This window comes from Variovorax sp. P1_H2, from assembly GCF_056405295.1.
This window is the reverse complement of record NZ_JBFUCJ010000236.1, coordinates 1-3717: the sequence shown is the minus strand read 5'-3', so window position 1 is coordinate 3717 and position 3717 is coordinate 1. Positions and strand designations below refer to the sequence as shown.

Sequence of the window (3717 nt, the reverse complement as noted above, 5' to 3'; positions counted from 1 at the left end):
TTGCAACGCGGCGCGAGGCGATGGACGAAGTGGTCGATTGGTTGGCGTTCTACAACCATAGGAGATTGCACTCGACGCTGGGCTATGTCAGTCCCATGATGTTTGAGCAACGCTGGATCGCGGCCCAGCAGCAAGACAGGAAGTCCGCATAATCGGCAGCCTATGGAGTGCGGGCAACACGGGCAAGGTCAGTGCTGGATTTGTTGTGCTCGCGTGTTGCCCGGCGTGGTCGACCTGGCACTGCAGCCCCTGCCCGCCCTCAGATCGTCCTGGGCAGCGACCGTCGGCATGCTTCACTTCGCGAGGGCCGAACAGCCCAGCGCAGTTCTACGACTTTATTCGGCGGACTACGAGTTTGTTCTCGCAGAACAAACAGCTGTTCCCGGCAAATAAATGCGCAGACGACGATTCAAGCAGCACGGGGCGCGCAAGCTCCTCGGGCTGAGCGGTGATGGCTATAAATCCGCAAACGACACCCGCCCGGCTCGCTCAGGAAAGCCCGCGCCGACCAATAATTGCGCAAACAACGCTCGCCCCGTCTGTCGGGACGTATCAACCTCGAAGTCAAGCACACGGGCGTGCAACGGTCTACCGGGGCAGCAAGGACAAGGGCACGGCGTACCGCCAGACTTGGTGGTGCGTTCCGATGACCAAGGTCATCGTGAAACAGCCACCAGCGCCGACCGCCGGCCGATCTGGGTGTCGGTCCTTTTAACGGCTCAGGCGGCGCGCTTGTCGCGATCGGGCCGCGGCCAGAAAACCGGGATACCCTCGCGCGCGCAAAGGGCGCGTGCTTCCAGTTCGGACAACTCGCTGACCGTCATGCCGTCGGCCGGGCCGCACGTGGGCGGATCGGACAGCGGCACGGGCTGACTGACATCAGGCAGTTCGGGGTCCACCCGCTCAGGATGACGGGCTTTGCGTCGTAGGAATGGGAGCATGGCGCTAGTTTGGGGCGGCCGACCGGCGCGCAGAACTATAGGATCCCGGCAGCCCGAAGCACCCGTAGCTGGTCGATGAGTGCCGGTGCATAGATCGTGTATGGCAGCCGTCGCTCGGCGATTTGGCGAAGAAGCTCCAAGGACACGGCGGCTCCTTTTCTGGGGCTGAGCGCTAGATTTTGCGCGTCCGCGCGGGCGATGCAAGGCGTCACGATGCCGGCGACGAGGAGAAGGGTCAGCGCAACGGCATCACGTTCATGAAGTGCTGCTGGCGCGCGGATAGCCCCAACAATGGCAGAGGGCCCTTCCTCATCACTGGGCCTCGGGGGCCCGGGCTGGCCATTTCTCACGACGGGTTGCGCGACGTAGCGGCGGGGTCTCGGTACCAATCCCCTCGGTACCAACTCCACGAGCGCTTTCGCCCCTCAGGGACGTGGCCCTGCGAATTGAAAAATCTGGCGAGCACGTCTCTACCCCCCCCCGCGRCAGAATAGTTGTCGCTTCCATAGAACCAAGAACCCGGGGGCGGCGATGAAGGATGAGAGTGGCTCGATACGGACAAGCATTCAAGGACCGAGCGGTAGCAAGGTTGCTTCCGCCGGAGAGTTCGGCGCTGGAGGTGGTGGCGCGTGAGGTTGGCATTGGAGTGGGAACACTGGAACGTTGGCGCGAGGATGCGCAGTCCATGCCCGCGCGAGGGCGGGCATGGACTGCGCGCGCCCGGCTTGAGGCGGTAATCACAACGGCGGCGATGGCCGAGGCCGCGAAGAGCGCATGGTGCCGCGAGCACGGGGTGTACCCCGCCGAGCTCGACAAATGGCACACCAGTGCGACAGCCGCGCTGGCCGAACCCGAGGAGGCCCGGGCCAGCCCGCAGGCCACGCGAGCCTCCGCCAAGCGCATCAAGGAACTGGAGCGCGACCTGCTGCGCAAGGATCGGGCGCTGGCAGAGACTGCGGCTCTCCTGGTGCTGTCAAAAAAAGTGGCGGCGATCTTCAACAAAGGCGAGGACGAATGATCGGCCTCGAAGATCGCCAAGCCCTGGCCCGAGACATCGATGCCGCACATGCCGCCGGAGCGCGACTGCGTCCGGCCTGCGCGATCGCCGGCATCGATGCGCGCACCTTGCAGCGGTGGCAGGCCCACAAGGGGCTCACGGCGGGCGATGGCAGGCCGCAGGCCGTGCGCCCCATGCCGAGCCATGCCCTGAGCCAGGACGAGCGCGCACAACTGCTGGCCGTGGCCAACGAGCCGCGCTTTGCGGCGGTGCCGCCTGCGCGCATCGTGCCCATGCTGGCCGACGAGGGCATCTACCTGGCCAGCGAGTCCAGCTTCAGCCGCGTGCTGCGCGCTCAAGGGCAGACAGCTCACCGAGGCCGGGCCAAGGCGCCCAGGGTCGTGCGCCCGCCCACGACGCACATCGCCGCAGCACCGCGACAGGTGTGGTGCTGGGACATGACCTATCTGCCGGCGCAGGTGCTCGGGCGATGGTTCCACCTCTATCTGATCCTGGACTTGTACAGCCGCAAGATCGTGGGCTGGGAAGTACACGACACGGACGACTCCGACCATGCTGCGCATCTGGTGCGCCGCACGGCGCTGGCCGAAAGCATCGCCATGCTCGATGCCAAGCCGGTGCTGCATGGCGACAACGGCTCCACGCTGAAGGCAACAACGGTGTTGGCGATGCTCAACTGGCTGGGCGTGAAGCCGTCGTACTCGCGGCCCCGCGTGAGCGACGACAACGCTTATGCGGAGTCGCTGTTCCGCACGGCCAAGTACCGCCCGGAGTTCCCCACCAAGGGCTTCGCCGATCTCGCGCACGCGCGCTCCTGGGCGGGCGGCTTCATGCGTTGGTACAACCATGACCATCGACACAGCGGCATTCGCTACGTCAGCCCCGCGCAGCGTCACGCCGGCGAAGACCGAGCCGTCCTGGCTGCTCGCCACGAGTTGTACACCCGTGCCCGGGCGCTCAACCCGGCGCGTTGGTCCGGGTCTACTCGCGACTGGTCGCCCGTCGGCGCCGTGACCCTCAACCCCGAACGTGACTGCATCGTTCAGACACATTCGAGGGCATCAAACATACAGCCGTTGGCTGCATGAACGAGGCGACAACTACCTTGACGCGCGCCGACCCGGCGACGTTATCGCGAGCACTTGTGCAGCCTCCTCCGCACCTGATAGCTTCATGGGATCGGATGGAGCGGGTGTAAGCGCGACGATCAGGTCAGCAGCGCGCAAGCGTTTGACTTGATCGATTTCTTCGGGGGCATGTAACGTGACGGGCAGCCGGGATTCGGCGAGATGCTGAAGCATGTCCACGGCCATTTGACGGTCCTCCACTGCGAACAACTTGAACGAGATTCGAGCGCGTGGCTGAATCGCCCCGGGTTTTGAGGAGGCTCAACACTCTGAGAGGATTGAGCCATGAAGAAGTCAAACAAGTTCTCACCTGAGGTYCGTGAGCGCGCGGTKAGGATGGTGCAGGAGCACCGTGGGGAGTACCCGTCGTTGTGGGCGGCAGTCGAATCGATTGCACCGAAGATCGGCTGCGTGCCGCAGACGCTGCTGGRATGGGTCAAGCGCGTCGAGGTYGATWSSGGCGTGCGCGAAGGCGTCACSACCARCGAGGCYCAGCGRGTSAAGGAMCTCGARCGCGAGGTCAAGGAACTGCGCCGGGCCAACGAGATCCTGAAGCTGGCGAGCGCGTTTTTCGCCCAGGCGGAGCTCGACCGCCGGCTCAAGTCCTGAAGGATTTCATCGACAAGCATCG

The 3717-nt window shown here is 64.6% G+C and carries 3 protein-coding genes, 2 pseudogenes and 1 other annotated feature; of the genes and pseudogenes, 3 read left to right on the top strand and 2 right to left on the bottom strand.

Translation table 11 applies throughout. The annotated features are described in order from the left end of the window. Nucleotides 1–152 (top strand): IS3 family transposase (locus AC1D2E_RS35210; protein WP_478201693.1); only part of this gene is annotated, 152 nt, incomplete at its 5' end. A gap of 567 nt (nucleotides 153–719) precedes the next feature. Here AC1D2E_RS35210 and AC1D2E_RS35205 read toward each other — a convergent pair. Beyond that, nucleotides 720–899, bottom strand: a complete 180-nt coding sequence (locus AC1D2E_RS35205; RefSeq protein ID WP_478201692.1) for a hypothetical protein — start codon at nucleotides 897–899, stop codon at nucleotides 720–722. A 586-nt stretch (nucleotides 900–1485) separates the two neighbouring features. Between AC1D2E_RS35205 and AC1D2E_RS35200 the strand changes: the two are divergent. Next, a pseudogene (locus tag AC1D2E_RS35200) lies at nucleotides 1486–3047 on the top strand (IS3 family transposase). 12 nt (nucleotides 3048–3059) lie between these two features. Here AC1D2E_RS35200 and AC1D2E_RS35195 read toward each other — a convergent pair. Next, the gene (locus tag AC1D2E_RS35195) at nucleotides 3060–3272 is read right to left on the bottom strand and encodes a hypothetical protein (RefSeq protein ID WP_478201691.1); all 213 of its coding nucleotides are present in this window, start codon (nucleotides 3270–3272) and stop codon (nucleotides 3060–3062) included. Nucleotides 3273–3371: 99 nt separating this feature from the next. Between AC1D2E_RS35195 and AC1D2E_RS35190 the strand changes: the two are divergent. Further along, nucleotides 3372–3717 (top strand): annotated as a pseudogene (locus tag AC1D2E_RS35190) (transposase); the annotation flags it as partial. Beyond that, nucleotides 3650–3717 (top strand) — a sequence feature (AL1L pseudoknot). This feature is flagged as partial in the annotation. (Overlaps the previous pseudogene by 68 nt.)

Excerpts from the sequence above, each read along its gene's own strand:
- AC1D2E_RS35195 (WP_478201691.1), bottom strand. The coding sequence starts at position 3,272 with ATGGCCGTGGACATGCTTCAGCATCTCGCCGAATCCCGGCTGCCCGTC.